Origin of the sequence: Candidatus Palauibacter soopunensis (assembly GCF_947581735.1) — a bacterium.
In the GTDB taxonomy this organism is placed as follows: Bacteria; Gemmatimonadota; Gemmatimonadetes; order Palauibacterales; family Palauibacteraceae; genus Palauibacter; species Palauibacter soopunensis.
In genome coordinates, this window is record NZ_CANPVT010000008.1 from 1 (window position 1) to 25,774 (window position 25,774).

Here is a 25,774-nt window from a genome sequence, read left to right on the forward strand (position 1 = left end):
GACTCGACTGGAAGACACGAGCGTTCTGTGGAATACAGCCCCGCGGGAACGTCGGGAGGCGCTTATTCAGAGCAGCCGGCCGCGGGGGACGGTGGCCGTCAGTTGGCGCACCAGCACGGACGTGTCAATCGCGTAGTACCGGGTCATGGGGCTGGGCGCCGAGCGATTCCAGTACTTCAGCCGGGAGCGTGATTCGGCCTCCTTCTTCGATCTTGAGCAGCATCGTGCCCTCCGTTTGAATGGGTTGCCGAGCATGCTCCCATGGCGAGGGGCTGTGCCGCGCGCGTGCTTGACGACCCTCGCCCTCAACAAAGATCATCCACGGGCCCGAGACAACGCAAACTTCAACCCCCTCGAACGCCTCCCATGTTCACACCGGCCCGGAAAAAGCTGCTGTTGGCCGTGCTGGTGCTCTCCTTCGGAGTCCAGACGGGGCTGGTGTATTCGGACGTGCGCAGCGAGCCGCTGTCGGAGGCGGCGCGCGAGGGGCGTGCGCTCTGGCAGGCGCATGCCTGTCAAACCTGTCACCAGTTCTACGGTCAGGGGGGATTCCTCGGGCCGGATCTGACGAACGCCGCGAGCCGGGTTGATTCGACCCGGCTCGTTTCGTTGTTGACGGTGGGGAGCGGGCAGATGCCGCCGCTCGGGTTCAGCGACGGGGAGTCGGCGGCGATGGCGGCCTTCCTGCGGGAGATGGATCGGCCGGAGATCGGCCGCGGCGAGCTGCGGATGGGGACGCCGGGGGAGGGCGCCGGGGCGCAGGCGGCGTTCGAGCGCGCGGTCGAGGCGGCGCTCGGGGCCGGGACGCCCGGTGGCGCGGGATCGGCCGGCGGGCCGGATCAGGATCTGGCCGCAGTCGCCGCCGGGTTCGAGGCCTACCGCATCCGGCCGTGCAGCGCGTGCCACTTCCCGTTCCGCGACTCGCCCGTCGGGGCGCCCGACCTGTCGCTCGTCGCCGGGTCGCTCGCGCCCGACTCGCTCGACCGGGTGCTCGCGGAGGGCCGTCCCCTGCTGGGCATGCCGCCGCCCGTGCCGCCGCTCGACGACGCCGACCGGGCCGCGCTCACCGCGTTCCTCGAGTTCCTGGCGGCCAACCGCGAGCAACTGGAGGCAGCGACGGAGGCGCTCGCGGCGGGCCGACGCCTCGACTGGGGCGCGCTGCCGTGGTGGGAGTACCCGTGAAGCCCTTCGGGGCCGGCCACCCGGCGCACCAGTTCGCCGTGCTGACGTTCCTCCGCGGCGGGCTCATCGCGATCGCGATCACGCTCGTGGGCGGCATCCTCGCGGCGTTCTACTCGGTGCCGTCGCTCGCCCCGTGGTTCCAGCAGATCGGCCTCGACCTGCGCCAACTGCGGCCGATCCACACGGTCTTCGCCTCCGCGTGGGTCTTCCTCGGCGGCGTCGCCGTCGTGTACCGCTTCCTCCAGGACGAGGGTCCGCCCACGATGGGCGACCGCTGGCGCCTCCGCATCCAGGTCCTGACCTGGGCGGCCGCCGGCCTCGGGATCCTCCTCACGCTCGGCCTCGGGATCGGATCGGGCCGCGAATACGTCGGCTTCCACCCCTTCTTCTCCCTCCTCATCCTCGCGGGCTGGATCTGCTACGCGTGGAACTTCTTCCGCCTCGCCGGGAAGCGGTTCTGGGAGCGGCCCGTCTACGTGACGATGTGGGGCGTGGGGATGCTCTTCTTCATCGTCACCTTCGTGGAACAGCACATGTGGCTGATCCCGGGGATCTTCGGGGATCCGGTGCAGGACATGCGGATCCAGTGGAAGGCGACGGGCACCCTCGTCGGCAGCTTCAACCTCTTCGTCTACGGCTCGGTGATCTACCTGGGCGAGCGGATCTCGGGGGATCCCTCCTACGGGCGCTCGACGACCGCCTACATGCTGTTCGCGGTGGGGCTGCTCAACTCGTTCACGAACTTCGCGCACCACACCTATCATCTGCCGGGGCGGGAGTCGGTGAAGTGGATCGCCTTCGTCGTGAGCATGATGGAGATCATCGTGCTCGCGCGGGCCATGTTCGACCTGTGGCGGGCGCTGCGGACGCCGAGCGACACGGCGTTCTGCGCGGCCCGCGGCTCGTTCGCGGCGGCGAAGTGGTGGACGTGCGGGATCCTGTTCGGCGCGATCCTCATCTCGATTCCGCCGCTGAACGCGGTGATTCACGGGACGTACGTCGTCACGGGACACGCGATGGGGGCGATGATCGGCATCGACACGATGATCCTGCTGGGGGCGGCGATCTGGATCCTCAGCGAGCACTTCCAGGCCCGCGAGGGGGAGGACGCCTGGGACACGCTCCACACGCCGGCCATGCGCTGGAGTCTCATCGGGCTGAACGTCTCGGTGGCGGCGCTCGTGCTCTGGCTGCACGTCGTGGGGACGGCCGTCGGCGTGACGCGGGCGGTGCACGCGCCCGGCGAGACCTACGTGCCGCCGGACTGGGTGTCGGCCTGGAGCGGGATCGGGTTCGCGGTCTTCGGCACGCTGTCGCTGGTCTTCTTCGCGTGGCTCCTCTGGCAGCTCATGCCGACCGCCTTCCGGTACTGGCGGGTGTCGGAGGAACGGGCATGACGGCGTCGCGGGCGAGGAGTCAGCCGGGCGTGACGGGCGCGAGCGGGCCGCTATGGGCGCCGGATCCCGACTTCGCCGCGACGACGAACATGGCGCGCTTCACGCGCTACGCGAACGAGACGTGCGGGGCGGCGACCGACTCTCCGGAGGCGCTGTGGCGCTGGTCGATCCGCGAGCCCGAGGCGTTCTGGAACGCGGTGTGGGACTTCTGCGGCGTCATCGGCGAGCGGGGCGAGCGCGTGGTCGTCGACTTCGACCGCCTGCCGGGGGCGCGCTGGTATCCGGACGCGCGGCTGAACTACGCGGAGAACCTGCTGCGGCGCCGGGACGACGGCCCGGCCCTCCTCTTCCGGGCCGAGGACCGCGTCCGCCGCGACCTCTCCTGGGCTGAGCTGTACGACAAGACGTCGCGCCTCGCCCGGGCCCTGGACGCGCTCGGGATCGAGCCGGGCGACCGCGTGGCCGGCTACGTGCCCAACATGCCGGAGTCCATCGTCTACATGCTCGCCTCGGCGAGCCTCGGGGCCACGATCTCCACCGCCTCGCCCGATTTCGGCGTGCAGGGCGTGCTCGACCGCTTCGGGCAGATCGAACCGCGCGTCCTCCTCGCGGCCGACGGCTACTTCTGGCAAGGGAAGCGGTACTCGAGCCTCGACCGCCTGCCGGAGATCGTGCGGCGCCTCCCCTCCGTGGAGCGCGTCATCATCGTCCCCCACACCGAGCCGGATCCCGACGTCTCGGCGATCCCGGGCGGCGTCCTGTTCGACGACTTCATCGACCCGTGGAGCCCGCGGGAGATCGAGTTCCGGCGGCTCCCGTTCGACCATCCCCTCTACATCCTCTTCTCCTCCGGTACGACCGGCGTCCCGAAGTGCATCGTGCACGGGGCGGGCGGCATCCTCCTCACTCACCTGAAGGAGCACCGGCTGCACGCGGACATCCGGCCGGGCGACCGCGCCTTCTACTACACGACCTGCGGGTGGATGATGTGGAACTGGCTTTCGTCGACGCTCGCGAGCGAGGCGACGGCGGTCCTGTACGACGGCTCGCCCTTCCACCCCGGGCCGCACGTCCTGTTCGACTACGCGGACGAAGTGCGCATGACGCAGCTCGGCGTGTCCGCGAAGTTCATCGACGCGCTCGGGAAGGAGGGGCTCCGGCCGCGGGAGACGCACGATCTCTCCTCGGTGCGGACGATGCTCTCCACGGGTTCTCCCCTCGTCCCGGAGGGGTTCGACTACGTGTACCGGGACGTGAAGCCCGACGTCCACCTCGCCTCGATTTCGGGCGGGACGGACCTGTGCGCGGGGTTCGTGGTCGGGCACCCGCTCCTCCCTGTGTGGAGGGGCGAGATCCAGGCGCCGTCGCTGGGCATGGACGTGGATGTGTGGGATGAGGAGGGGCGGTCGATGCCGGCGGGGAAGGGGGAACTCGTCTGCAAGTCGCCCTTCCCGTCGGTGCCGACGGGGTTCTGGGGAGACGACGACGGGAGCCGCTTCCACGCGGCGTACTTCGACATGTATCCCAACGTCTGGCGGCACGGCGACTGGATGGAGTGGACGGAACACGGCGGCGCGGTGATCTACGGCCGCTCCGACGCGACGCTGAACGCGGGCGGCGTGCGGATCGGGACGGCGGAGATCTACCGGCTGGTGGACCGGATGCCGGAGGTGCTGGAATCCATCGTCATCGGGCAGCCGTGGGAGAACGACACGCGCGTCGTCCTCTTCGTGCGGCTCGCGGAGGGCCGGAGCCTGGACGAGGACCTGGAGTCGCGGATCCGGGGGGAGATCCGGGAGAACGCCTCGCCCCGCCACGTCCCGGCGCGGATACTGCAGGTGGCGGACATCCCGCGCACGAAGAGCGCCAAGATCTCGGAACTCGCCGTGCGCGCCGTCGTACTGGGAGAGTCCGTGAAGAACGTCGAGGCCCTCGCCAACCCCGAGGCCCTCGAAGACTACCGCAACCGCCCCGAACTCCGCGCTTAACGGCTGCGGCCACGGGCTGCCGAAGGGCTGCCTGAAGCTTCACCGCCGCACTCGTCCTCGAACACGACCGGCTTGTATCCGTAGCGAGAAGGCTCAGGCAACTCGACCCCGTACTCGGTCCCGAAGTACCTCTCGAAGACTTCCGAAGGTCTCGTCTCGTCGGCGGGGGTTCCACTCCTCGAAGCAGGTTGTCGACACGAAGAAGTTGGTCCTGGCTGATCATGCTTGCAAGCACTTGTGTTCTGCCCCGCTCCGCCGGCGAGTAGGGAATTACCGGCCGTGGCCGATCCGCCGCCGGGGGGGCGGTGCTACATTGCTCACATGACACTGTCGACTGCGGGTTTCTCGGCTTTTTCTGTTCGGGGGAGGGTCTCGGTTCCGCTACTGCTCGGACTCCTTGTCGTGCCGGGGTGCGGCGAGTCGGGGCTGGGGCCGGATGTGCCGGAGAACAACGTGGTTCTGGCGGGGAGCGGCGACTGGGGGGACGATCATTACGTCGCGAACTCGGCCTCGGTGGACGGACACGGGTTGACCGTCGAAGTCTCGTACGCGGGCGGTTTCCGGAGGCACATCTTCACGGTGGTGATCTCGGAATCGTTCATGGAGTCGGACCCGGTGCAGCTTGCCGCGGAACTCGTCCATGAGGCGAACGGCGATCCGTGCGAGCGCTGGGTGACCGACACTCGCGTCTTCGACCTCGACCTGGTCAGAACGCGCTACCAGCAGTTCTACGGACCCGGACCCGGCACGGTCGTGCTGCGAGTCGAGGGTCTACCCGGGGAGAGCCTCGTGTACGAGTTCGCCGGATAGCATGGCCGTCCGATGGCGGTGCGGATGAGACCGGAGCTTCCGGGGCCGCGCTCTGCGCGGGGCGTCGCGCTCGTGGCGGCCGGCGTGCTGGGCGGGTTTCTCGCGGCGGGAGGGTGTGTGGCGCAGGAGACAGCGGATTCGGCGGGGGGTGGGATCACGGCGATCGAGGGTCTCGCGCTGGGGCACTTCACGCTGGAGGAGCGGCCCACGGGCTGTACGGTCGTCCTCGCCGAGGGCGGCGCCGTGGCGGGCGTCGACGTGCGGGGCGGGGCGCCGGGGACGCGGGAGATCGCCCTCCTCGATCCGGTGAACAGCGTGCAGGAAGCCCACGCCATCGTGCTCTCGGGCGGGAGCGCGTTCGGGCTCGACGCGGCGTCGGGCGTGGTCCGCTATCTCGAGGAGCGCGGGATCGGGTATCGGGCGGGGGACCATGTCGTCCCGATCGTCGCGGCGGCGATCCTGTTCGATCTCGGCATCGGCGGCGGGTCCGTTCGGCCGGGGCCGGAATGCGGTTACGAGGCCGCCCGTGCGGCGAGCGCGGATCCCCCGGCCGAGGGCAGCGTCGGCGCGGGGGCCGGGGCGACGGTAGGGAAGCTCCGCGGCCGGGGCCGCGCGATGAAGGGCGGGATCGGCACCGCCTCGATCACCCTCGAGGACGGTCTCACGGTGGCCGCGGTCGTGGCGGTCAATGCGGTCGGAGACGTGATCGATCCGGCCACGGGCGAGGTCGTGGCCGGCGTCCGCACCGAGGACGGGACGGGTTTCGCGGACGCCCGCGCGCTGATCCGGGAGGGCGAGGCGCGGCCGCCGGGCGACGTGCCGGACGACGCTTCCGTCGAGAACACGACTATCGGCGTCGTGGCGACGAACGCGCGCCTCTCGAAAGCCGAGATCACGAAGGTCGCCCAGATGGCGCACGACGGGCTCGCCCGGGCCATCTACCCGGCGCACACTCCGAGCGACGGCGACACCCTGTTCGGCCTTGCCACCGGCACGCACACGGACGACGCAGGCGTGGCGCGGATCGGCGCGCTCGCCGCCGACATGGTCGCCGAAGCGATCCTGCGCGCCGTCCGCACCGCCACCGGCCTCACCGGCCTCCCCTCCGTGTCCGACCTGACGGACACCGGCAACTGATTGAACGCGGCCTGGTGAGCGCGTCGCCGGCGACCCCGTGACTACCGGCCTCTGGGTCCTTCTCGCGTATGCTGCGGGGCTCGTTGCGCTGGGGGCGTGGATCGGGCGCCGAGTCGCCGCGGCGGGGAGCTTCTTCGTGGCGGACCGCAAGCTCGGGCCGGTGCTGCTCTTCGCCACCGTGCTGGCCGCCAACCTCGGGGCGGGCACGACGGTGGGCGCGGCGGGGCTCGGCTACCGGGACGGGCTGAGCGCGTGGTGGTGGGTCGGCTCGGCCGGCATCGGGACGATCCTGCTCGCCCTCTGGGTCGGGCCGCGTATCTGGAAGGTGGCCGCGCGCCACGGGCTTCTCACGATGGGGGACTACCTGGACCTGCGGTACGGCCGCTCCGTGCGGCTGCTGATCGCCGTCCTGCTCTGGTTCGCCACCCTCACCATCGTGTCCGGGCAGCTCATCGCCATGGCCGAGATCGTCTCGGTCGTCGCCGGAACCCCCCGCTGGATCGGCGCGCTCCTGGGCGGGATCGTCGTCATCGTCTACTTCAGCGCCGGCGGCCTCGTGGCGTCGGCCTGGGTGAACCTGGTCCAGCTCGTCGTGCTGCTCGCCGGGTTCGCGGTCGCGATCCCGTGGGCGCTGTCCGACATCGGCGGCTGGGCCGCGATCGAGGCCACCGCCGCGCGCACGTCGCCGGACTACCTGAATCTGTGGCAGGGCGGGGGGTCCGGCTGGGTCTACATCGCCCTCCTGGCGCCCGCCTTCATCATCTCCCCGGGGCTCGTGCAGAAGGTCTACGGCGCGACGGGTCCCCGGGCGATCCGGATCGGACTCCTCGCCGCCGGCGTCGGGCTCGTGCTGTTCGCCTTCGCGCCGACGGTGCTCGGCATGATCGCCCGCGTCTACGACCCCGCGCTCGCGAGCCGCGAGCAGGCGCTGCCCATGCTCCTCGCCACCGCGCTGCCGCCCGCGCTGGGGCTCCTCGGCCTCGCCGCGGTGTTCTCCGCCGAGGTGAGTTCGGCCGACGCCGGGCTGTTCATGCTCTCGACCTCCCTCTCGAAGGACCTCTACAAGGGATTCCTGAGACCCGAGGCGACGAGCCGGCAGGTGCTGCGGGTGGCGCGGGGCGCCGCCATCGCCGGGGGGACGCTGGGCGTGCTGCTCGCACTCTGGCTCGAAAGCGTGATCGCCTCGCTCACGATCTTCTACTCGATCCTGAGCGTGAGCCTGTTCGTGCCCGTGGCCGCCGGCCTGCACTCGCGGCGCGCCGGCGTGCCCGAAGCGCTGGCCGCCATCGGCGCCGGCCTCGCCGCGCTGGGCGCCGTGCACATCTTCGCCCCCGCCGACGCGCCGGCCCTGCTCGACCGCACCCTCATCGGCCTCATCGTCTCCGCCGCCGCCTTCGCCCTCGTCGCCCTGGTCCGCGCGCGCCGAGGTGACGCCCGTCGCACGCTGGATATCGAGCGAGAGCAGGGCTAACCTCCCGGCCACTTGACGACGGAAGGGGCCGACCATGCCGGAAGGGGCCTTCAACAGAGCCGTACGCCCAGCCCTGATCTGCATCGCAGCGGCCGCCAGCGCCGTGGGTTGCGGGGGCGAGGGGCAGCGGACGCTCTCCATCGCCACGGGCAACACGAACGGCCTCTACTATCCGCTCGGGGGCGGCCTCGCCTCCATCTGGTCGCGGCACGTCGACGGCGTGAACATGAAGGCGGAGACGACCGCCGGTTCCGTGACGAACCTCATCCAGGTCGCCAAGGGGGAGAGCGAGGTCGGCTTCACGCAGGCGGACGCCCTCGCCGCGGCGCTGGCCGGTCGCGGGCGCTTCCCGGAGCCCATGCCGCTCGCCTCTCTCGGAAAGCTCTATCCCAACGTCGTGCACCTCGTGACGATCCGGAGCACGGGGATCGAATCCGTGCAGGACCTCCGCGGGCGCCGCGTGTCCGTCGGCCCGCCGGGCTCGGGGAACGCGGTCACCGCCTGGAACGTGCTCGAGGCGATGGGGATTGGGGAGTCCGACTTCACCGTCCGGCAGCTCAACTACGCGCAGATGTCGAACGGGCTCAAGGACGGGACGCTGGACGCCGGATTCATCGCGGGCGGCCTGGGGATGCCCGCCGTGGTCGAGATCGGCGTCTCCCGGGACATGGTCCTCGTCCCCTTCTCGGAGGATGAGATCGCGACGATCATCCGGTCCGAGCCCGCCTACAGCGGCTTCCGCGTGCCGCCCGGGGTCTACCGGGGCGTCGACCAGCCGGTGCTCACGCCGACGCTCTGGAACCTGATCGTCGTCCATCGCGCGATGGAGGCGGGACTCGCCTACGACCTCACGCGCACGATGCTCGAGCGCCGCGAGGATCTCGAGAACATCTCCGGAGTGGCGAGCTTCATCACGCCGCCCTCGGCGCGCGACGTGGGCGACTTCCCGCTCCACGCCGGCGCCCGGCGCTACTTCGACGAAGTTCTGGAACCCGCGGAGCGTTGACGACCGCGCGGCCGCCGTGGCGGCGCATCCTCTTCGCCCTCGCGGTGGGGCTCTCCCTCTTCCAGCTCTGGCAGAGCACGACCGGCACGCTCTCGGCCACGCTCGGACGGCCGATCCACCTCGCCTGGGTCGTCGTCCTCACCTTCCTCGCCAAGCCCTCGTGGACGGGCGAGGGGCCCGCGCCCCGCTGGAGCCTGTGGCTCGACGCCGCCCTGGCGCTCGTCGCCCTCTACTGCGGGTGGGTCATCGTGGGCTTCGACTATCGCGGGGTCGACCACATCCTGTACGGGCTCACGACGCACGACCTGGTCGCGGGCCTGGTGTTCGTCATCCTCCTCTTCGAGGCGACGCGCCGCGCCGTGGGCTGGGTGATGGTCGCCGTGGGTCTCGTCTTCCTCCTCTACGCGGGGTTCGGGGATCTGCTGCCGGACGTCATCGCGAATCGGGGCTTCACCCTCGAGCGCATCCTCCGCTTCCAGATCTTCACGGGGGCGGGCCTGTTCGGGACGCCGCTCGGGATCGCGGCGGGGACCGTGTTCATCTTCGTCCTCTTCGGCGCGTTCCTCGAGGTGACGGGCGCGGGGCGCTTCTTCATCGATCTCGCCTTCGCCGCCGCGGGCCGGTTCCGGGGCGGGCCGGCCAAGGCGAGCGTCATCGCCTCCGCGGCGATGGGGTCGATCTCCGGCTCGGCGATCGCGAACACGGTGACGACGGGCGCGCTCACGATCCCGATGATGAAGAAGCTCGGCTACCGTCCCGAACAGGCGGGCGGGATCGAGGCGGCCGCCTCCACGGGCGGCCAGATCATGCCGCCGATCATGGGTGCCGGCGCTTTCATCATGGCGGACTTCACGAACACGCCGTACCGGGAGATCGTGGCGCTCTCGATCGCGCCCGCGATCCTCTATTTCGGGTGCACGCTCCTCTTCGTCCACCTCATGGCCCTGAAACTGGGGCTGCGGGGGATGAAGAACCCGCCGCCGGTGCGGCGCACGCTGCGCGAGGGCGTCCACTTCCTGCTTCCGCTCGGGCTCGTGGTCGCGCTCCTCCTCCTCAACTACTCGCCGCCGCTCGTGGGGGCGGTGGGGTGCCTCGCGGTCGTCGTCACGGGGATGGCGCGGAAGCGGACGCGGGTCGGCTGGCGCACGATCCTCCAGGGGCTGCGGACGGGCGCCGTGCTGGCGCTGCCGATCTCGCTCGCCTGCGCGACCGCCGGGATCGTCGTGGGCGTGATCGGCCAGACCGGGATCGGCCTCCAGTTCACCGAGTCCGTCGTACAGGCGGCTGGCGGGCTGCTCTGGCTCGCGCTCATCTTCATCGCCATCGCGGCGCTCGTCCTCGGGATGGGACTGCCGGTGACTGCGGCTTACATCGTGATCTCGGTCATGGCCGCGCCGGCGCTCGAGGGGCTGGGGCTCTCCCTCCTCGTCGCGCACATGATCATCTTCTGGCTCTCGCAGACGTCGAATGTGACGCCGCCCATCGCGCTCGCCGCCTTCGCGGGGGCGGGGGTGGCGGGTTCGGCGCCCATGCGGACGGCGACCCAGGCCGTGAAACTCTCCCTCGGCTTCTTCATCGTGCCCGCGATGATGGCCTACTCGGCGCTGATCCTCGTGGAGGGCACCGCCGTGACGGACTTCGTCTTCGCCATCGTCTGCACGGTGGCGCTGGTGTCGGCCGTCGCATATGCGATCGAGGGTTTCGCGGTGGCCGCGTGTAGCGTCGCCGAACGCGCGCTGTTCGCGCTCGCGGGCGCCCTCATCCTGGTCCCGAACGCCGCGGCCAGGATCTCGGGGGTGCTGCTGGCAGCCGCGGTCCTCGCCCTCCACGCCCGGAACGCCCGGCAGGCACGAGGAACTACGTAGCCGCGGGCGTCAGTCGCCTCTCGCCTCCGCGGCGGCGCGGCGCATCGCCTTCTTGCGCTCGATCGGGTCGAGCCTGCGCTTGCGGAGGCGGATCGCGTCGGGCGTGACCTCGATCAACTCGTCGTCGTTGATGAACTCGAGGGCGAGTTCGAGCGTCAGTTCGCGCGGCGGCTCGAGGCGCACGTTCTCGTCCGCGGCGGCGGCGCGCATGTTCGTGAGCTTCTTGCCCTTCGACACGTTGACCTCGAGATCGCCGGAGCGGACGTGCTCGCCCACGATCATCCCGCTGTAGACCTCGACGCCCGGGCCGATCAGCATCTCGGCGCGCTCCTGCAGGTTGAAGAGGGCGAATGAGACCGACGTTCCCGGACGGTCCGCGACGAGCACCCCGCGGCGCCGGTGTTCGAGGTGTCCGGCCCGGGGGCCGTATTCGAGGAAGCGGTGGTGCAACTGGCCCTCGCCGCGTGTGTCGGTGAGGAACTCGGAGCGGTACCCGAACAGCCCGCGCGACGGGAGTTTGAAGTCGAGGCGCACCGGGCCCTGGTCCGTCGGCCGCATCGAAAGGAGTTCGGCCCGCCGGCTCCCCATCTTCTCCATCACCACGCCGACCATCCCGGACGGGACCTCGATCACGGCCTCCTCGTACGGCTCGAGGATCTCGCCGTCGGGTCCCTCGCGCAGAATGACGCGGGGGCGCGAGACGGAGAACTCGTACCCCTCCCGCCGCATCGTCTCCATGAGGATCGTGAGGTGGAGTTCCCCGCGGCCCGAGACGGAGAAGGTGTCGGGCGACTCCGTCGGCTCCACGCGAAGGGCGACGTTCCGCTCCAGTTCCCGGAAGAGGCGCTGGCGCAGTTGCCGGGTGGTGATGTACTTGCCCGTCCGTCCGGCGAAGGGGGCGTCGTTGACCCGGAAGTCCACCGCGAGCGTGGGCCGTTCGACGGCGATCCCCCGGAGGCGCTCCCGGTGGTCGGGGTCCGTGATCGTCTGGCCGATCTCCACGCCTTCGAGTCCCGCCAGCGCCACGATGTCGCCGGCGCTCGCGCGGGGCGTTTCGACCCGCTTCAGCCCGTCGAAGCCGTAGATCTTGAGCACCCGGGCCGGGAGCGCCTCGTCCGCGGGCACGGCCCCGGGCTCTCCGAGCGGAAGGAGCACGACCCCGTCCCCCTCGGCCACCACGCCCCGCTCGATGCGGCCGATCGCGATCCGCCCCACGTAGCTTGAGTGATCCAGCGTGGAGGCCAGCATCTGGAACGGTCCCTCGGGGTCGCCGGCGGGGGAGAAAACCGCCTCGACGATCGTCTCGAACAACGGCTTCAGGTCTCCGCCGCGCGCCTCGCTGTCCGGCGATGCCCAGCCCTCGCGCGCGCTCGCGTAGAGGAACGGGGCGTCGAGCTGGGCTTCGGTGGCGTCCAACTCCAGAAACAGTTCCAGCACATCGTCGTGCACTTCGGCGGCGCGCTGGTCGGGCCGGTCCACCTTGTTGATCACCACCACGGGCGCGAGCCCCAGCGCGAGGGCCTTCCGCGTGACGAAGCGCGTCTGCGGCATCGGCCCCTCGGCCGCGTCCACGAGGAGGAGCACGCCGTCCACCATCCGGAGGATGCGCTCGACCTCACCGCCGAAGTCCGCGTGGCCGGGCGTGTCGACGATGTTGATCCTCGTCTCGCCCCAGCGCACGGCCGTGTTCTTGGACAGGATCGTGATGCCGCGCTCGCGCTCCAGCGGGTTCGAGTCCATGACGCGTTCCTCGACCCGCTCATGCGACTGGAAGGCGCCCGCCTGCCGCAGCATGTGGTCGACGAGCGTCGTCTTCCCGTGATCGACGTGGGCGATGATCGCAATGTTCCGGATCTTCCCGGGCGGGGACGCCACGCAGGCCTCGACTTCCGCGTACTCGCGGTTGGGGGGAAACGGCGGGGAATCGCGGGGACATTCTACCGTCGCCGGCGCCGGACGACAAAACTGTGCGTGGCGGCAAGGGCGACACTAGGTTGCCGCGGCGATTCTGGCAGGGCCGGAGGTGCGAACTGAGGACAAAACGATGGATGGCGGTGGCCGGACTGTCGGTCGTCTTCGTCTGGGTCTCGATCTGGTTCCGATTCCGGGAGGTCGAGCCGCCGCCTCCTCCTCCCGAGCCTGCCGATCTCCGAATGTGGGATTTTCTCGGTTGCCGGCACCTCCAGTTCGATACCTGGCTCGCGGATGAGGGCGGCGAGCCTCCCGAAGCCGACCCGCCCGTGGTGCGGTCGCTCATGCTGTTCGCCGATTCCGTCGACGCGTACGGGAGGGAAATGACCGCCTACAAGGCCGTCCCTCTCCGGGGCGATGGGGATCTCTCCGGCATGGAGACGCGCTGGTTCACGCGCGCTGACACGCTGTGGGTCGTGTGGTCGAGTGCCGAGGTGCGGGGCGCCGTGGCGCTGCGCCGGGCTCGCGGGGAGATGACCGGACGGGCGGTGGCGCGGCTAAGGGGTCCGGCGGCCGCCGCATCCCTGACGGGGAACGCTCCGATTCAGGCCCGGGCAACGTCGTGGGAGGTGAACTGCCATTCCCTGCGCCCCAACCGGATCGGCCCCGTCAACCGCTAGTCCCGCCGAGCGCCGGCCCGCCGGACGGCCAGGTCGTGGCCGGCGGCTGCCTTTAGAGGAACGAGGGATCGAAGCCGTCGGAGGCGTCCTCGTCCTCCTCGCGGACGAGGGTGAGGATCGCGCCCTGCGGTGCGACGAGGTACTGGGTGCCCTCGAAGGTGATCTCCACCGCGGCCTTCCGGAAGAAGAGGGCGTAGTCCCCCGGTCGCGCCTGCATCGGAAGATAGCGGGCTTCGGTGGCGCCGATCTTCCAGGGTTCGTCCCCGAGTTCGGCGGGCGGACCGACCGGCGTGCCGGGGCCGACGGCCACGACCGTCCCCGCCTGCACGGCCTGCTTGTCGATCGCCGTGGGAGGGACGTAGAGGCCGACGTTCGTGCGGTCCTCGCCCTCCAGCGGCTCGATGAGCACGCGGTCGCCGACGACGATGAGTTTCTTTTCGCTCATGCGGCAGGATAGGGAAGCGGGGTGGCCCCGGACAGGTTCATCGGCCGTCGATCCGGGAACGTTCGCTGGTGATGAAGCTGTCGACGCTCTCGGGGACGAGCAGGTTGTCGGCGATGCGGGCGATCTCCTCCGCCTCGCGCCACCGCGCCTCCAGTTCCTTCAGTTCCCCCTCCAGCGCCTCTCGCTCCGCCTGCTCGTGCGTCGCCATCTCGATCGCGAGCCGCATGTCCACCTTGAGACCCGCGAGCGTTCCGGGAAGCGGCTTCATGAGATTCTCGATCTTCTTCGGGGGAAGATCCGCCTTGCCCGAACCGGAGAAGTCGCTCGTGGCGTTGCGAGCCGCCGCGGGGAGAAACGCCTCCGGGTGTCCGGCCTCCTCGATCCTCCCGACCGCGTCACGAACCGCCTTTCGTGCGCCCCCACGCCGGTTGGCGTGGGCCATGAGCTGTCCGGCCAAGCCGATCGCCTCACTGCCATGCACGATCATCGTATGTCGGCGGTTCTTGCGCTTCGGCGTCCGGTCCCACTTGCCCCAACCCGGGATGTGGTCGACGCGGAGGTCCCATCCCGAGGCATCTGCGCTCGGCACAAGACGGGAGGTGTAGAGGTGTTTTCGCTGGACGCGAATACGGTCGCCGTGCTCATCGCGGAGACGGAGAAGGACGCGATCCCGGTACCAGGCCTGAGCCCCCTGGAAGAGTCCCGGGAAGGCGCCGCCCATCGCGAACCCGGCGAACGTGCCGCCGACGACCACCGCGCCCGCCGCCGCCCCGACGGCCCCGGTCACGAGCATGGCCCGCCTGCGGCGCCGGCCGAACTGGTCGCCGTAGCGCCAGGCGGCGAACTCCTGCCGGACGGGATCGCCGACGCGGACGAGTTCGAGGCCCTCCTTGAGCTTCGCGAGGCCGATGTTGTCGGACGCGACCCGCATGCGGGTGGTCTCGAAGGCGCGCTCGCAGGCTTCGATCGCCTCCCAGCGCGTCTCCAACGGAGAGAGGTTCCAGCGCTCGCAGCGCCGGCATACGACCCACAGCCGTCCCTTGGCGCCGTCGAAGGCGAGACGGCGGCCGACCGGGAACTCCTCGATGGCCTCGTTCCGGGCGAGGTCGCCGTGGCAGAAGATGCAGGTCGTGTACATTCAGGCGTTCTTCGTCGCGTTTGCGGGGTCGAAGCCGGGACGCGCGGGGTCGCCGTCGGGAGGCGCGCGCTCCTCCTCGATGAAGTCTTCGACGCTGTCCGGAACGAAGAGGTTGTCGGCGATGCGGGCGATCTCCTCCGCCTCCCGCCACCGCGCCTCGAGTTCCTTCAGCTCCCCCTCGAGCGCCTCGCGCTCGGTCTCCTCGTGCGTCGCCATCTCGATTGCCAGCCGCAGACCCGGGTTCAGGCCGGCGAGGGAGCCCGGCAGGGGCTTCCGGAGCTTTTCGAGCTCTCTGGCCGCCAAGTCCGCCCTGCGGCCGTCCCCCCAGGAGGGAGACTCGCGGGCAACGGAGCCGGAACGCCGGAGAGCGCGTTGGGCCAGTTCCGCGGCCTCGGGAAGAAACGCCTCCGGATGGCCGGCGCGCTCGATGCGGCGCACGGCCCCGCGGATCTCGTCCTTCTTGCCCCCGCGGCGGTTGGCCTGCGCCATCAGTTGTCCGGCGAGCCCGAGCGCCTCGCGTCCGTGGACGATCATCGTCTTCCGCCTGTCCCCTCCGGCATGGCCGGGAACGTAGTCGACGCGAAGCCCCCAGCCGCGTCCGTCGTCGGCCGGCACGAGATGGGATGTGTACAGGTGCTTCCGCTGGACCCGGACCGGAAGCCCACGCGGATCCCGGGTCCGCAGGATCACGCGATTGCGGTACCACCTCTGCGACATCCTGGTCCCGATCCAGAGTCCGCCCAACGAGACGAAGCCGCCCGCCCACAGGGCCCCGACGGCGGCTGCCCCGGCCCCGGTGACGAGCATGGCCCGCTTGCGGCGCCGTCCGAACTGGTCGCCGTAGCGCCACGCGGCGAACTCCTGGCGGACGGGGTCGCCGACGCGGACGAGTTCGAGCCCCTCCTTGAGCTTCGCGAGGCCGATGTTGTCCGAGGCGACCCGCATCCGGGTGCTCTCGAACGCGCGCTCGCAGGCTTCGATCGCCTCCCAGCGCGTTTCGAGCGGGGAGAGGTTCCAGCGCTCGCAGCGCCGGCATACGACCCAGAGCCGCCCCCGGGCGCCGTCGAAAGCCAGGCGGCGGCCGACCGGAAACTCCTCGATCGCCTCGTTCCGTTTGAGGTCCGAGTGGCAGAAGATGCACGTCGTATACATTCGCCTCCAATGTCGTGGACGAGTCTGCCTGGGGATACCCGCGACCGCCGCCGCTTCATCGCCCCCCGTGACACCCGCCGCCATACCCCGCCCGGAGTCTTCTTCGTATACAGATTTGCGATATAAAGATGATCTTTATATCATGTTCCGACGACACCCGGGCGAGCCGGGCGCCGAGATGAACGTCGAACGGCTGAAACGAGGTGCCGCTTGCAGGCCACTCTCTCGAAGCGAATCAACGAGTTGCTCGTGCTCGCGGTCCTGGAGCGAGGGCCCGCGCACGGCTACCAGATCGCGCTCTCCGTGGAGGAACGGACGGGGGGCGCCTTTTCGTTTCAGCACGGGACGCTCTACCCGATCTTGCACCGGCTGGAGACGGACGGGCACGTGCGCGGCGAATGGGGCGGTGAGGGCCGGCGGCGGAAGACGTACGAACTCACCGACGCCGGCCGGGCCGAACTGACGGCGGGGGCGGCGCAACTGGAGCGGCAGTTTCGGGTGCTGCTGGAACTCTTCGGAGGAACCCATGCGGCCTGAACATCCGCTGGCCGGTGTCGAACGGAATCTGGCGGTGCCGCCGCGCCGCCGCCTCGACCTGCTGGAGGAAGTTGACGCCGACACCGAGGCCCTGCAGGCGGAACTGGAACGCCGCGGCTACGGACCGGCGCAGGCACGCCGCGCCGCCCTCCGCCAGACCGTGCCGGGCACGGAAACGCTCGCGCAACTCGAAGCGCAGCACGCGCCGCCCCTGGGCCGCTGGGCCCGGGCCGCAGGGTGGCTCGACCGCGTGGAACGTCTGGGTGTTGCCGTGGCCGCGATCCTGGCGGGCGGCATCGCGCTCCTCGCCATCCGTTGGCCCGGCACACCGGCGGTGACGGCCGAATTGGCCTGGCCCCAGATCATCGTCATCGCGCTCCTCGCCGCCAACGGGGCGCTGGCAGCCAAGCACCTCTGGATCGATGGCGACCTGCGACCGGAACTGCGGCGACAACTCTGGGAGCGCCAGATCGGCCTCATTGTCGCTGCGGTCGCCCTCGGGGCGCTGGGCGCCGCCTGGGAGAGCTACGGCGCGTATGAAGCCATTGAGGCCGAAGGCTTTGCCATGCCCGCCATCTGGGACGCGGTCCGCCGCATCGTCTCCTGCGCCGCCCTCGGGTTCGGAGCCGCCATCTTCGGGCTCTTCGGCTGGCTCGCGATCACCCCGCGCCTGATCAGCGATGAGACGATCGAGCGCCGCATTTCAGCGTTCTTCACCGGTTCACGGCTCACACCAACCTCATCGACCCGGAGGTAAGGATGTCCTTCTTCGACTCACTCGGACTCATCCAGTATCCGATCTGGCTCGTCCTCGTCCTCATGCTCGTGCAGATCGTGCGGGCGATCATCGACCTGGTTCGCCCCGGAGCCTCGGTGCCGAGCCTGCGCATCCATTCCGTCCTCGTCCTCGGCGCCCTCGCCGCCTGCCTCGGCGTCCTCGGGTCGCTGATCGGCGTGTGGATGGCGGCCGGTCTTATCTCGCAGGTCAGCGAGGTGAGCCCGAGCCTCGTATGGAGCGGGATCCAGGTGACAATGGGCTCGTCCGTCGTCGGCTTCGTGATCCTCGGCCTGGCGTCCGTCGCTTGGCTCGCCCTGCAATACGCGAGCGTACGCCGCGATCCGGCCTGAACGCTGATGCGGCTCTCGACGCTCGTCGCTGCCGGTTTCGTCCTCGCGATCGACGCCTGCGCCCCGGGGCTGGAGGAAGGCTTCGGAGGCCTGTCGCGGCGCGACTCGGCGGGGGTGGCGATTTCCGACAACGAGTCCGACGACGCTCCGTTCGCGGGCGGGGCGGTGCACCTCGCGGACCTCATGACGCCGGACAGCGCGCTCACGGCGCTCCCCTGGGGGGTGGTCGCGGATCCGGGGGCCCAGCGGGTCTACGTGGCGGACGCGACGGGTGCCCGCGTCGCCGTGTTCGACGGCGCGGGGGCCTTCGTGGAGGAGTTGGGACGGGCGGGAGAGGGTCCGGGCGAGTTTCGGGGCGTGTCGGCGCTGGCGCTCGCGCCGGAGGGGACGCTCGTCGCGCTGGATGCGAGGCGAGGCGTGCTGAGCCGCTGGTCTCGGGACGGAGAGTTCGAGGGGGAGGAACGGCTCCCCGCGAGCTACTGGGGCCCCGGGTTCGCGGTCGGCGGGGGCGCGGCGGCGGACTGGTTCGCGACCGTGGGGTCGGCCACGGCGGACATGTCGATGGACCAGACGCTGGCGGTTCACACGCCGCGCGGAGCCGAACCGGTCCACGTCGTGAGGCGGGAGCTGTCGCTCATGGAACTGCCGTGCGTGTCCATGCCCGCCCCGAAGGTGTTCGCGCCGGACGCGGTGTGGGCGAGCCGCGGCGACACGCTCTGGTTCGTGAACGGGGACGGGTTCCGGATCGACGGCTACGCGCGGGGAGCGGTCTTCGCCAGCGTGCGGCGTGCGGCGGCCCCGGCGATCCGGGTCACTCGGGCGATGGCGATGGCGTCGCTCTCGTTCGGCCCGGGCCCGTACGGGAGCCTCATGCGGCAGTGCGGGGTGACGGCCGGGGAAGTGGTCGACGCCACCGGGTACGAGGAGGTGCTGTCTCCCATCGTCGGGTTCACGCACGATCCGGCGGGCGGGCTGTGGGTGTCCAGGCGCACGGACGGCCTTATTCCCGAGGTCATCGACGTATTCGGGGCTGAGGGCGGATACCTGGGGACGCTCGACATCCCCGCCATCCCCGTCGGGTTCGCCTCGCCGTCTCGGCTGGTGGCCGTGCGGCCGGTGCTGGACACGGGGGAGATCCGAGTGTCGCTGTATGAAGTCGGGACGGATGCGTCGGTGGCCGGCGGATCGGGCGCCCGCGATGGCCGCGAGCTCGCCGGGGGAAGCCCGCCCCCTCGGATCGGGTCGGTACTGCGCGGCGGGTCCAGACAATCGTCCTCCGCCGCGGCGGAGGCCCCGCCCCGCCGTCCCCCGGAGCCCAACCCGGCGGGCCTGCGCGAGTTCAGGGACTGCGACCTCTGTCCGGTCGTGGTGGAAATGCCACCGGGAGGGTTCGTGATGGGGCGCGCCGAAGGCGAGGACCGGCGCCTGGGGCTCGACAGGGAGCCGGATCGGCCGGAGTTCAGCCGGGAGCGGGAGCGTCCCCGCGTGCGGATCGAGTTCGGACACCGGTTCGCCATCGGCAAGTACGAGGTGACGTTCGACGAGTGGGACCGCTGCGTGGTCGCGGGAGGCTGCGACTACCGGCCCGAGGACAGGGGGTGGGGGCGGGGAGACCGTCCCGTGATCCACGTCTCCTACCGCGACGCCGAGATGTACCTCGCCTGGCTGGCGGAGGAGACCGGCCGCCCGTACCGGCTGCCGAGTAGCGCCGAGTGGGAATACGCCGCCCGCGCCGGCACGACGACCGCCCGCTGGTGGGGAGACGAGGTCGGGAGCGGACACGCGGTGTGCGACGAGTGCGGGCTCGAGTGGGAGGTGGGATCCACCGCGCCCACGGGATCGCTGCCGCCGAATCCGTGGGGGTTGCACGACATGCTCGGCAACGTGTCCGAACTTGCGGCCGACTGCTGGACGTCCACCTACGACGAGGTGCCCACCGACGGCTCACCCGTCCGCGAAACGTCCCGTCACTGGCGCGAAGGCCGTTGCCTGCGCCCCACCTGGCGGGGCGGAGCCTTCAGCTACTTCCGTTGGACCGTGCGCTCGGCGTGGCGCAGCGGCGGCAGCATTCTGGCCACCGCCGAAGAGCGCCACGCCCACCCCCAGGTCGGCGGCGGGACCGGCTTCCGCGTCGCCCTCACCCTCGACGCGACACCGCCGGACGCTGTCCGCTAACCGCTCCCGCCGACTCCTGCACCCGGCCCTGTTGCCCCGGCCCCGCGGCCCGTTCTAGACTGAATCCCCCCGGCCGACGGGCGGCCGGATGAGTCCCGTTCCGGGAGCTCCGTCGGCGCTCCCGCCGGCACAGGATCAGGAGTGGCCGCATGAAGCGCATCTCCATGACCGTGAACGGGGTTCGGCACGAGGCGGACGTCGAACCCCGCACCCTCCTCGTTCATTTCATCCGCGAACAACTCGAACTGACCGGCACCAACGTGGGCTGCGACACGTCTTCGTGCGGCGCCTGCACGATTCTGATGAACGGTCAGTCGGTGAAGTCGTGTACCGTGCTCGCCGTCCAGGCGGACGGCGCGGACGTGACCACCGTCGAGGGGCTCGCGAGCAACGGCGACTGGCACCCCGTCCAGAAGGCGTTCCACGAGAACCACGGCCTGCAGTGCGGGTTCTGCACGCCGGGGATGATGATGGCCGCGGTGGGATACCTGGATGAGAACCCGTCACCGACGGAAGGCGAAGTCCGGCTCGCGCTGGAGGGCAACCTCTGCCGGTGCACCGGCTACCACAACATCGTCAAGGCGGTGCTCGCGGCCGCCGACGACATGGGCTCTTAGGCGAGGAGAGAGAACATGGCGACGGCTGAGAAATACGTTGGCGGCGGGGTCCCCAGGAAAGAGGATCCCAAGCTTCTCACGGGGCAGGGGACGTTCCTGGAAGGCCTCACGCTGCCCGGCATGCTGCATGCGGCGCTCGTGCGCAGCCCGCACGGTTCGGCGCGCATCAACTCGGTGGACGTTTCCGCCGCTGCGGCCGCGGAGGGCGTGGTGGCCGCGTACAGCGGGGCCGACCTGGCCGATGAATGGGCCGCGGGACTCCCCATGGCGTGGCCCGTGACCGACGACATCAAGATCCCCGATCACTGGCCGGTGGCGCAGGACGTGGCGCGCTACGTGGGCGACGCGGTGGCGGTCGTCGTCGCCACGAGCCGCAACGCGGCGCTCGACGCGGCGGAGTTGGTGGAGGTCGACTACGAGGTGCTGGAGGCGGTCGTGGACGTGGAGGCGGCGCTGGCCGACGACGCGCCGCGCGTGCACGAGTCGTTCGACGACAACAAGAGCTACACGTGGGCGCTGACGAACGGTGACGTGGACGGGGCCTTCGCGAAGGCGGACGTCGTGGTCAGCGAGCGCTACACGCAGCCGCGGCTGATCCCGAACGCAATGGAGCCGCGCGCCGTCGTCGCGCAGTCCGTCCCCTCGACGGGCGATTTCACCGTGTGGTCGACGACGCAGATCCCGCATGTGGCGAAAGTCCTGTTCGCGCTCACCCTCGGCATCCCCGAGGGCCAGATCCGGGTCATTGCGCCCTCCGACGTCGGCGGCGGCTTCGGCTCGAAGCTCAACGTCTATGCGGAGGAAGCGCTCTGCATCGCCCTCGCGCGCCGACTGGGGAAGCCGGTCAAGTGGGTCGCGGGCCGGAGCGAGGGGTACCTCGCCACCATCCACGGCCGCGACCAGGTCCAGAAGATCGAGATCGCCGCGACCTCCGACGGCGACATCCTCGGATACCGCGTCAACATCGCGGCGGCCATGGGCGCCTACCTGCAGCTCGTGGCGCCGGGCGTTCCGCTCCTGGGCGCCTTCCTCTACTGCGGCTGCTACGGCGGAGAGGCGTACCACTTCGAGTGCACGGGCGTGTTCACGAACACGACCCCGACGGATGCCTACCGGGGCGCGGGCCGGCCCGAGGCCACCTACGCCATCGAGCGGGCGATCGACTCGCTCGCGCGGGAGGTCGGCGTGGACGCGGCGGAGATCCGGCGCCGAAACTTCCTTCCGGCCGGCGACATGGTGCAGAGCCCGGGCGGGCTCGCCTTCGACTCGGCCGACTACGAGCCCGCGCTCGACCGGGCGCTGGAACTGCTGGACTACGACGGGTTCCGGAGCGACCAGGCGGAGCGCCGGGAAGGAGGGGGCGGCAAGCAGATCGGAGTCGGGTTCTCCTCCTACGTGGAGATCTGCGGGCTCGCGCCCTCGCAGGTGCTCGCCTCGCTGAAATACGGCGCCGGCGGCTGGGACGCGGCCACGGTGCGCATGCTGCCGACCGGCAAGGCGGAAGTCGTGACGGGCAGCTCGCCGCACGGGCAGGGGCACGTGACCTCCTGGTCCCAGATCGCGGCGGACGCGCTCGGGATTCCGTACGAGGACGTCACCGTCCTCCACGGGGACACGCACGTGGCGCCGCACGGGATGAACACCTACGGAAGCCGCAGCCTCGCGGTGGCGGGGGTCGCCGTGCACAACGCGTGCGACCGGGTCGTCGACAAGGCGCGGGGACTCGCGGCGCACCTGCTCGAGGTGGCGCCCGAGGATCTCGAGTACGAGGCGGGAACCTTCTCGGTGAAGGGCGTGCCCGACCGCACGAAGTCGATGCCGGAACTCGCCTTCGCGGCGTGGACGGCCCACAGCCTGCCGGAGGATTCGGAGCCCGGGCTCGAGGCGAGCTGCGTGTACGACCCGCCGAACTTCACCTTCCCCTTCGGCACGCACGTGGCCGTCGTCGAAGTGGATACGGAGACCGGCGCCGTGGATCTCGTCCGCTACATCGCGGTGGACGACTGCGGGCCCGTGATCAACCCCGTCATCGTGGACGGCCAGGTGCACGGCGGCGTGGCGCAGGGGATCGCGGCCGCGCTGTACGAGGAGGCGACGTACGCGGAGGACGGGACGCTCGAGACCTCGTCGATGGTGAACTATCTCGTGCCCTCCGCGGCGGAATTCCCGTCCTTCGAGACGGATCGAACGGTGACGCCGAGCACCTCGAACCCCATGGGAGTGAAGGGGATCGGCGAGGCGGGGACGATCGGGTCGGCGCCGGCGGTGATCAACGCGATCGTGGATGCGCTCTCGCACCTCGGCGTGACGGACGTCCCGATGCCGGCGAGTCCGGAACGGGTCTGGCGAGCGATTCAGGCGGCCCAGGGAGGTGAGGCATGATTCCCGCGTCTTTCGACTACGAGCGCGCTTCGTCCCTCGATGAGGCGCTGAGCCTGCTCGCCGAGGGCGGCGAGGACGCGCGGCCGCTGGCCGGCGGACACTCGCTGCTCCCGCTCATGCGGCTGCGCCTCGCGCGGCCCTCGCTGCTGGTGGATATCGGCGGCCTGGACGAACTGCGCGGCGTGCACGCGGATGGGGACTCGGTCGTCATCGGCGCCCTGACGACGCATCACGAAGTGGCCGGGGCGTCCGAACTCACGGGGGGCAGCGGCCTCCTCGCGAAGGTGGCGGAGGGGATCGGCGATCCCCAGGTGCGGCACCGCGGCACGCTCGGCGGCTCCGTCGCGCACGCGGATCCGGCCTCCGACCTGCCGGCGGCGCTGCTCGCGCTCGATGCCGAGGTCACCCTCGCGGGGCGCGGCGGCACGCGCTCGGTGGCGGCGGCGGACTTCTTCGTCGGCCCCTTCATGTCGGCCGCCGCGGATGGGGAGATCGTGACCGGCGTCCGGGTGCCGACGCGCGAGGGCTGGGGCAGCGCCTACCGGAAATTCCAGCGCCGCGCGCAGGATTGGGCGATCGTCGGCGTGGCCGCGGTCGTGAACTGGACCGAGTCCGGCATCGCGGGCGCCGCGATCGGGCTCACGAACATGGGCGGCACGCCGCTCCGGGCGCCCGGGGTCGAGGCGGCCCTGGCCGGCACGTCCGAGAAGGCGCAGATCCTCGCGGCGGCGTCGAAGGTATCGGAACTCGAGACGCCCCCGGCGGATGAGAACGCGAGTTCGGAATACCGCGTCCACCTCGCGCAGGTGTTGATCGCGCGCGCGGTGGCCGAGGCCGCCGGCTGCCCGGGGATGCAGCCCGGCTAGCCGCCGACGGCCAGCCAGACGCCGGCTTCCGGCTAGTCTCGGCCTCCGGTCGGCCCGGCGGGGCGGGGCGCCACTGCGGCGCCCTCCCAGTCGGGGTCGGCGGCCCCGATCCAGGTGCGGGTGGCGGCGTCGTACTGCAGGCCGTGGATGCGCCCGAACGCGCCCTGCCGCGGCGTGGGCGTGATCTCGAATCCCATCTCCCGGAATTCCTCCACCGAAGTCCCGGACCAGCCGTCCTCGGGGCCCGCTTCCACGGAGAAGCCCGCGAGGCCGTCCGGGCCCATGTCGGGATGCACGCGCGGCGCCGCGAGCGCGGCGGGCAGCGCCAGGCCGTCATCGATGACCCGGGTCACCGCCTGGACGACCGCCGAGATGATCCGGATGCCGCCGGCCGCGCCGAGAACGAGGAACGGCTCGCCGTCGTCGAGGACCATGAACGGCGTGATGCCGGACCGCGCGCGCTCGCCCGGCTCGCTGATCCCGAGATAGCCGCCCAGCGTCACGGCGTAGAGGAACCCGAGTCCGGGGGTGGCGACCTTCGCGCCCATGCCGGGGCCGATGGTCTGCGTGAGCGCGATGGCCATGCCGTTTCCGTCGGCGGCGGAGAGATGCGTCGTGTGGCCGTCTTCCGGCGGCAGTTCCAGCGCCGGAGCGCCGGCGGCGGACCATGGACCCGCGGCCCCCGACGTGGCCCAGGACTCCGTGCCGGATTCGATGGCGGCCTCCACGGGCACCCGGACCTGGTCCGCGAGCTCTCGGGCGAACGCCTTCGACGTCACGCGCACGGCGGAGGAGTCCGAACTCGGCCGGCGGTATTCCGTCATGGCGATGGCGAGGGACTGGGCGATGACGGAGGCCCACGCCTCGTCGCTCATGCCGTCGGGATCGAAGACTTCGGCGATCTGGAGGGCGAGGATCGCGATCGCGCCGGAGGCCGGGATGTCGGAACCGACGATCTCGAACCCCCGGTAGGATCCGCGCACGATCCTCGAGTCCTCGGCCTCGTAGGCCGCCAGCGCCTCGCGGGTCAGGAAGCCGCCGTTCGCCGCCATGTCGTCGGCGATGCGGCCGGCGATCTCCCCGCGGTAGAAGGCGTCGCCGCCGCCGAGGGCAATCGTCCTCAGGGTCTCGGCCATGTCCGACTGCACGAGCCGGTCTCCGGGGCGGTAGGGCGATCCGTCCGCCTTCAGGTAGTAGCGCCGGGCGCCTTCGGACTCCGCCACCTGGTCGCGCGAGCCCGCCTGGCGGCGCGCCTCCCCGGGCAGCAGCCGGAACCCGTGCGCCGCGTAGTCGATCGCGGGGGCCATGATCGTCGTCAGCGGAAGGGAACCGTATTCCTCGTGCAGGCGCATGAGGCCCGCGACCGAGCCGGGCACGCCGACGGTCGGATAGCCGTACGCGGCGCGGGGCGCCGTGGCCGGGTCGTATCCCAGCGGAACCGAGGTCGTCCCGTCGATGCCCGCGACCCCGCCGTCGGGCGTCCGAATGAGGATCTGGTTGCGCCCTCCGATGCTGTTCATGCTCGGTTCGACCACGGAGATCGCGAACGCGGCGGCGACGGCCGCATCCGCGGCGTTTCCGCCGAGTTCCAGCATCCGCGCGCCCGCGGCCGCGGCCAGCGGCTGCGCCGCGACGACGACCCCGTCCGCCGAGCGCGCGACCTGGGGCGCACTCTGCGCGCCCAGCCCAAGCGGAACCACCGCGAACGCGAGTACCGCGAGAATCGTCGTGCTGTACGCCCGGATGCCTGGCTTCATGGATCCTCCGTTGCTTTTCGCCCCGATCGCGGGACCCCGTTACCCCGGTAGCGGGGCCCGGCTGCGGGAAACTTGCGCCCGGCACGAGCCGTGACTAGGGTTCAGATCTTGTTGACAAGACTGTTAAACG

At 70.8% G+C, this 25,774-nt stretch carries 21 protein-coding genes; 16 read left to right on the forward strand and 5 right to left on the reverse strand.

What is annotated here, in order from left to right; genetic code table 11:
- Positions 1-366 precede the first annotated feature (366 nt).
- The 8 genes from RN901_RS04140 to RN901_RS04175 all read left to right on the forward strand — a co-directional run bounded on the left by RN901_RS04140 (position 367) and on the right by RN901_RS04175 (position 10,856).
- Positions 367-1,182: a c-type cytochrome gene (locus tag RN901_RS04140; RefSeq protein ID WP_310756248.1), complete on the forward strand. Its 816-nt coding sequence runs from the start codon at positions 367-369 to the stop codon at positions 1,180-1,182.
- Entirely contained in the window at positions 1,179-2,579 is a 1,401-nt protein-coding gene (locus RN901_RS04145) for a cbb3-type cytochrome c oxidase subunit I (protein WP_310756250.1), read from the forward strand. The genes RN901_RS04140 and RN901_RS04145 overlap by 4 nt, the downstream gene beginning before the upstream one ends.
- On the forward strand, positions 2,576-4,567 hold the full coding sequence (locus RN901_RS04150) for an acetoacetate--CoA ligase (RefSeq protein ID WP_310756252.1): 1,992 nt from the start codon (positions 2,576-2,578) through the stop codon (positions 4,565-4,567). Before RN901_RS04145 ends, RN901_RS04150 begins: the two co-directional genes overlap by 4 nt.
- A gap of 321 nt (positions 4,568-4,888) precedes the next feature.
- Positions 4,889-5,377, forward strand: coding sequence for a hypothetical protein (locus RN901_RS04155; protein ID WP_310756254.1), 489 nt, complete (start codon positions 4,889-4,891; stop codon positions 5,375-5,377).
- Between the two features lie 24 nt (positions 5,378-5,401).
- The gene (locus RN901_RS04160; RefSeq protein WP_310756256.1) at positions 5,402-6,514 is read left to right on the forward strand and encodes a P1 family peptidase; all 1,113 of its coding nucleotides are present in this window, start codon (positions 5,402-5,404) and stop codon (positions 6,512-6,514) included.
- Positions 6,515-6,551: 37 nt separating this feature from the next.
- A complete protein-coding gene (locus RN901_RS04165) occupies positions 6,552-7,985 on the forward strand; it encodes a sodium:solute symporter family protein (protein ID WP_310756258.1) in 1,434 nt (477 codons plus the stop codon).
- Positions 7,986-8,019: 34 nt separating this feature from the next.
- A complete protein-coding gene (locus RN901_RS04170) occupies positions 8,020-8,991 on the forward strand; it encodes a TAXI family TRAP transporter solute-binding subunit (protein WP_310756261.1) in 972 nt (323 codons plus the stop codon).
- On the forward strand, positions 8,988-10,856 hold the full coding sequence (locus tag RN901_RS04175) for a TRAP transporter fused permease subunit (protein ID WP_310756263.1): 1,869 nt from the start codon (positions 8,988-8,990) through the stop codon (positions 10,854-10,856). The genes RN901_RS04170 and RN901_RS04175 overlap by 4 nt, the downstream gene beginning before the upstream one ends.
- A gap of 9 nt (positions 10,857-10,865) precedes the next feature.
- On the opposite strand, the gene typA is transcribed toward RN901_RS04175, so the two are convergent.
- On the reverse strand, positions 10,866-12,731 hold the full coding sequence (gene typA / locus RN901_RS04180) for a translational GTPase TypA (RefSeq protein ID WP_310756265.1): 1,866 nt from the start codon (positions 12,729-12,731) through the stop codon (positions 10,866-10,868).
- 173 nt (positions 12,732-12,904) lie between these two features.
- Between typA and RN901_RS04185 the strand changes: the two genes are divergently transcribed.
- Complete coding sequence (locus RN901_RS04185) at positions 12,905-13,447, forward strand: hypothetical protein (RefSeq protein WP_310756267.1); 543 nt, start codon at positions 12,905-12,907, stop codon at positions 13,445-13,447.
- A 52-nt stretch (positions 13,448-13,499) separates the two neighbouring features.
- Here the strand turns inward: RN901_RS04185 and RN901_RS04190 are convergent, their stop codons facing one another.
- Genes RN901_RS04190 through RN901_RS04200 form a run of 3 tightly spaced genes read right to left on the reverse strand, consistent with a single transcriptional unit; the run spans position 13,500 to position 16,182 of the window.
- Entirely contained in the window at positions 13,500-13,892 is a 393-nt protein-coding gene (locus RN901_RS04190; protein ID WP_310756269.1) for a co-chaperone GroES family protein, read from the reverse strand.
- A gap of 37 nt (positions 13,893-13,929) precedes the next feature.
- Complete coding sequence (locus tag RN901_RS04195) at positions 13,930-15,030, reverse strand: hypothetical protein (protein WP_310756271.1); 1,101 nt, start codon at positions 15,028-15,030, stop codon at positions 13,930-13,932.
- Positions 15,031-16,182: a hypothetical protein gene (locus RN901_RS04200; RefSeq protein ID WP_310756273.1), complete on the reverse strand. Its 1,152-nt coding sequence runs from the start codon at positions 16,180-16,182 to the stop codon at positions 15,031-15,033.
- A 210-nt stretch (positions 16,183-16,392) separates the two neighbouring features.
- Here RN901_RS04200 and RN901_RS04205 point away from each other — a divergent pair, with 210 nt between their 5' ends.
- From RN901_RS04205 to RN901_RS04235, 7 genes are all read left to right on the forward strand, one after another.
- Positions 16,393-16,719, forward strand: a complete 327-nt coding sequence (locus RN901_RS04205; RefSeq protein WP_310756275.1) for a helix-turn-helix transcriptional regulator — start codon at positions 16,393-16,395, stop codon at positions 16,717-16,719.
- Positions 16,709-17,476 (forward strand): hypothetical protein, encoded by a 768-nt coding sequence (locus RN901_RS04210; protein ID WP_310756277.1) that lies wholly within the window; start codon positions 16,709-16,711, stop codon positions 17,474-17,476. The genes RN901_RS04205 and RN901_RS04210 overlap by 11 nt, the downstream gene beginning before the upstream one ends.
- 2 nt (positions 17,477-17,478) lie before the next feature.
- Positions 17,479-17,847, forward strand: a complete 369-nt coding sequence (locus RN901_RS04215) for a hypothetical protein (protein ID WP_310756279.1) — start codon at positions 17,479-17,481, stop codon at positions 17,845-17,847.
- Between the two features lie 6 nt (positions 17,848-17,853).
- Positions 17,854-20,022 (forward strand): SUMF1/EgtB/PvdO family nonheme iron enzyme, encoded by a 2,169-nt coding sequence (locus RN901_RS04220; RefSeq protein WP_310756281.1) that lies wholly within the window; start codon positions 17,854-17,856, stop codon positions 20,020-20,022.
- Positions 20,023-20,171: 149 nt separating this feature from the next.
- The gene (locus RN901_RS04225) at positions 20,172-20,639 is read left to right on the forward strand and encodes a 2Fe-2S iron-sulfur cluster-binding protein (protein WP_310756283.1); all 468 of its coding nucleotides are present in this window, start codon (positions 20,172-20,174) and stop codon (positions 20,637-20,639) included.
- Positions 20,640-20,654: 15 nt separating this feature from the next.
- Entirely contained in the window at positions 20,655-23,021 is a 2,367-nt protein-coding gene (locus tag RN901_RS04230) for a molybdopterin cofactor-binding domain-containing protein (RefSeq protein WP_310756285.1), read from the forward strand.
- On the forward strand, positions 23,018-23,887 hold the full coding sequence (locus tag RN901_RS04235; RefSeq protein ID WP_310756287.1) for a xanthine dehydrogenase family protein subunit M: 870 nt from the start codon (positions 23,018-23,020) through the stop codon (positions 23,885-23,887). The genes RN901_RS04230 and RN901_RS04235 overlap by 4 nt, the downstream gene beginning before the upstream one ends.
- A 32-nt stretch (positions 23,888-23,919) precedes the next feature.
- On the opposite strand, the gene RN901_RS04240 is transcribed toward RN901_RS04235, so the two are convergent.
- Positions 23,920-25,644 carry a gamma-glutamyltransferase gene (locus RN901_RS04240; protein WP_310756288.1) on the reverse strand — a complete coding sequence of 575 codons (1,725 nt, stop codon included), beginning with the start codon at positions 25,642-25,644 and terminating at the stop codon, positions 23,920-23,922.
- Positions 25,645-25,774: the final 130 nt, after the last annotated feature.

Bases quoted from the DNA above. Each gene is read 5' to 3' on its own strand.
- RN901_RS04140 (WP_310756248.1), top strand. From the start codon at position 367: ATGTTCACACCGGCCCGGAAAAAGCTGCTGTTGGCCGTGCTGGTGCTC.
- RN901_RS04150 (WP_310756252.1), top strand. From the start codon at position 2,576: ATGACGGCGTCGCGGGCGAGGAGTCAGCCGGGCGTGACGGGCGCGAGC.
- RN901_RS04155 (WP_310756254.1), top strand. From the start codon at position 4,889: ATGACACTGTCGACTGCGGGTTTCTCGGCTTTTTCTGTTCGGGGGAGG.
- RN901_RS04160 (WP_310756256.1), top strand. From the start codon at position 5,402: ATGAGACCGGAGCTTCCGGGGCCGCGCTCTGCGCGGGGCGTCGCGCTC.
- RN901_RS04170 (WP_310756261.1), top strand. From the start codon at position 8,020: ATGCCGGAAGGGGCCTTCAACAGAGCCGTACGCCCAGCCCTGATCTGC.
- RN901_RS04185 (WP_310756267.1), top strand. From the start codon at position 12,905: ATGGCGGTGGCCGGACTGTCGGTCGTCTTCGTCTGGGTCTCGATCTGG.
- RN901_RS04190 (WP_310756269.1), bottom strand. From the start codon at position 13,892: ATGAGCGAAAAGAAACTCATCGTCGTCGGCGACCGCGTGCTCATCGAG.
- RN901_RS04195 (WP_310756271.1), bottom strand. From the start codon at position 15,030: ATGTACACGACCTGCATCTTCTGCCACGGCGACCTCGCCCGGAACGAG.
- RN901_RS04200 (WP_310756273.1), bottom strand. From the start codon at position 16,182: ATGTATACGACGTGCATCTTCTGCCACTCGGACCTCAAACGGAACGAG.
- RN901_RS04210 (WP_310756277.1), top strand. From the start codon at position 16,709: ATGCGGCCTGAACATCCGCTGGCCGGTGTCGAACGGAATCTGGCGGTG.
- RN901_RS04215 (WP_310756279.1), top strand. From the start codon at position 17,479: ATGTCCTTCTTCGACTCACTCGGACTCATCCAGTATCCGATCTGGCTC.
- RN901_RS04220 (WP_310756281.1), top strand. From the start codon at position 17,854: ATGCGGCTCTCGACGCTCGTCGCTGCCGGTTTCGTCCTCGCGATCGAC.
- RN901_RS04225 (WP_310756283.1), top strand. From the start codon at position 20,172: ATGAAGCGCATCTCCATGACCGTGAACGGGGTTCGGCACGAGGCGGAC.
- RN901_RS04230 (WP_310756285.1), top strand. From the start codon at position 20,655: ATGGCGACGGCTGAGAAATACGTTGGCGGCGGGGTCCCCAGGAAAGAG.
- RN901_RS04235 (WP_310756287.1), top strand. From the start codon at position 23,018: ATGATTCCCGCGTCTTTCGACTACGAGCGCGCTTCGTCCCTCGATGAG.
- RN901_RS04240 (WP_310756288.1), bottom strand. From the start codon at position 25,644: ATGAAGCCAGGCATCCGGGCGTACAGCACGACGATTCTCGCGGTACTC.